The sequence below is a fragment of the Mesorhizobium alhagi CCNWXJ12-2 genome (genome assembly GCF_000236565.1).
Taxonomy (GTDB): Bacteria; Pseudomonadota; Alphaproteobacteria; order Rhizobiales; family Rhizobiaceae; genus Allomesorhizobium; species Allomesorhizobium alhagi.
Genome location: NZ_AHAM01000156.1, coordinates 1 through 3,197 on the forward strand (window position 1 = coordinate 1; position 3,197 = coordinate 3,197).

The following is a 3,197-nucleotide window of genomic DNA, read 5'->3' on the forward strand; positions in this document are numbered from 1 at the left end:
CGTGGCAACGCTCTGTCCGCCGCGCATTGCACAGAGGCTCGCGCCGTTGCCGAGATGCGCCACGATGACACGGCCTCCCGCCTCCGGCCCATACCGCTTACCAAGCTCGGACGAGATGTAAGCGTAGGATAGCCCATGAAAGCCATAGGACTGGACTCCGGCATCGGTGAGTGCCCGCGGCAAGCCGTAGGACTTGGCGATCCTCGGACGCGCGGCGTGGAACGCGGTATCGAAGCAGCCGACCTGGACCGCCTCGGGGAACAGATTCCTTGCAAGATCGACGACTTGGAGATTCTCCGGTTGATGGAGCGGGGCCAGCGGGATCAATTCGCGCAGCCTTTCGACAACCGGCTCGTCAAGCACCACGGGAGAGATGAAGTCCCGCCCGCCGTGAACAATCCTGTGTCCGACCGCCGCCACGGGATGACCGGAGCCGCGTTCGCCGATTTCGGCCGCGACGACCTCGACAGCGGCTCCGATCTCCAGCGATTCCCTGCCGAGGCTCTTTTCCTCCGCTGCGTTCCCGGTAGACAGTTTAAGGCGCGGATTGGCGCGAAGGGACGAGACGCTGCCTTTAAAGATCAGCGGAAGACTCTCGCGCAGTTCGTACACGGCAACCTTCAGGCTGGACGAGCCCGCGTTCAGTACCAGGACCGCGGCAGTCATCCCCGGACCTCACCAGCGCCTCTCAAGGCGCAGTCCACTTCCAGTCCCGCACTTCGGGCATGTCCTGCCCGTGTGCCCTGATGTAGTCGTGATGTTCGAGCAGCCTTGCCTGCATCATCTGCTTCAGGCCGGCGCCGTTCGCGTGCGCTGCCGGCGTCCGGTCAATGGCGCTCTGCACCAGGTGAAAGCGGTCCAGACCGTTCATCACCGTCATGTCGAAGGGCGTGGTTGTCGTGCCTTCCTCATTGAAGCCGCGGACGTGGAAGTTGGCGTGGTTCGTCCGTCGGTAGGTTAGCCTATGAATGGTCCAAGGGTAGCCATGATACGCGAAAATGACGGGTTTGTTTGCTGTGAACAGCGCATCGAACTCGCGGTCCGCCAGGCCGTGTGGATGGACCTCCTGAGGCTGCAAGGTCATCAGGTCAACGACGTTGACGACGCGCACGGTCAGTTCGGGCAAATGCTCCCTCAGGATGCTCACCGCGGCCAGCGTCTCCACGGTCGGAACGTCCCCGGCACACGCCATCACGACATCCGGTTCGCCTGACCCCGAGGCCCACTCCCATATGCCGATCCCGGCCTCGCAATGCACTCTCGCCTGGTCCAGCGACAGCCACTGCCAGGCGGGCGCCTTTCCGGCCACGATGATGTTGATGCGATCCCAGGTCCGCAGCACGTGGTCCGTGACACTCAGCAGTGTGTTGGCGTCCGGAGGAAAATAGACGCGAACGATATCCGCCTTCTTGTTCAAGGCGACATCAACGAACCCTGGGTCCTGATGGCTGAAGCCATTGTGGTCTTGCTGCCAGACGTGGCTGGTTAGAAGGTAGTTCAGTGATGAAACGGGGCGCCGCCACGGGATGTCGCGGCTCGCATCGAGCCATTTCGCATGCTGGTTGAACATGGAATCGACGATATGGATGAAGGCTTCGTAACAGGAAAACAGGCCATGCCTTCCGGTGAGGAGGTAGCCTTCAAGCCAGCCCTGACAGGTGTGCTCGGAGAGAATTTCGAGCACCCGTCCGTCGCGGCTGAGGTGGGTGTCCTCCGGAAGGATTTTCTCCATCCAGGCACGCTCGGTGACTTCAAAAACGTCCTGGAGGCGGTTGGAGGCCGTCTCGTCAGGACCGACGATGCGGAAATTGCGCGCCGCTTCGTTCGCCTGCATCACAGCCCGCAGGAAGCCGCCCATCACCCGTGTAGCCTCCGCCTTTTCCGCTCCGGGTTTGTTGACGTCTACAGCGTGCGGGCCGAGCTCGGGCATGGCCAGCGCCTTTCGCAGAACGCCGCCATTGGCATGGGGGCTGGCGCTCATGCGTCGCGTTCCGGTTGGGGTCGTTGCGCGGATTGCCGCGACGGGGCTACCGTCGTTCTGGAAGAGCTCGTCAGGCCGATAGCTTCGGAGCCATTCCTCCAGCAGTCGCAGATGGTCCGGGTTGTCGGCGAGACCGGAAAGGGGCACCTGGTGCGAGCGCCAGAAGCCTTCGGTCTTCAGCCCGTCGACCTCCTTCGGCCCGGTCCATCCCTTTGGACTCCGCAGCACGATCATCGGCCAGTTCGGCCTACCCGCCGGACGTTTCCCGCTACGCGCGGCATCCTGGATTGTGCGGATCTTCTGGATGGCCTCGTCGAGAGTCGAGGCCATCCGTTCGTGCATCTCCGCCGGCTCGTCGCCCTCGACAAACAGCGGCTCGTGACCATAGCCGATCAGGAGCGAGCGCAATTCGTCCGTCGGGATACGGGCCAAAATAGTTGGGCTGGCGATCTTGTATCCGTTGAGATGAAGGATCGGAAGCACGGCGCCGTCGTGCACCGGGCTCAGGAACTTGTTCGAGTGCCAGGCCGCCGCAAGAGGCCCGGTTTCTGCCTCGCCGTCGCCGACAACGCAGGCAACGATCAACTCCGGATTGTCGAAGGCGGCCCCATAGGCATGCGACAGCGCGTAGCCGAGTTCGCCGCCCTCGTTGATCGAGCCCGGAACTTCAGGCGCGGCGTGGCTTGGAATGCCTCCGGGGAACGAGAACTGACGGAAGAGCTTCTTCAACCCCGCCGCGTCCAGAGAGATGTCAGGATTGAGCTCGCTATAAGTGCCCTCCAGGTAGGTATTGGCCACCATTGCAGGACCGCCGTGACCCGGTCCGCATATGTAGATCATGTCCGCATCCTGCAGCCGGATCAACCGGTTGAGATGGGCGTAGATGAAATTCAGGCCCGGCGAAGTTCCCCAATGTCCAAGCAGCCGTGGCTTGACGTGCTCAAGCCGCAACGGCTCTCGCAGCAGCGGATTGTCGAGCAGGTATATTTGCCCTACCGTGAGGTAGTTCGCTGCACGCCAGTAGGCGTCAATGCTCGCGAGCTCTTGCCGGGAAAGGGTCGCGTGGGTGCCCGCTGCTGATTGGTTCGTCATCCTGGTCCTCCTTGTCAGTGTGTGCCGGGGGTGTTTGACTTTTCAACCTTAGTGATCACATGGTGAAGTGCCTTGCTGCGCGTCGCCGGCCATCCGGTTTGTGCACCATTTCGCGTAGAAGCCG

1 protein-coding gene and 1 pseudogene are annotated in these 3,197 nt (G+C 62.2%); both read right to left on the reverse strand.

Features of this window, described 5'->3' with window-relative positions; genetic code table 11:
* Positions 1 to 666 (reverse strand): annotated as a pseudogene (locus MAXJ12_RS18355) (acetate/propionate family kinase); the annotation flags it as partial.
* A 22-nt stretch (positions 667 to 688) separates the two neighbouring features.
* The gene (locus MAXJ12_RS18360) at positions 689 to 3,073 is read right to left on the reverse strand and encodes a phosphoketolase family protein (protein ID WP_008837448.1); all 2,385 of its coding nucleotides are present in this window, start codon (positions 3,071 to 3,073) and stop codon (positions 689 to 691) included.
* Positions 3,074 to 3,197: the final 124 nt, after the last annotated feature.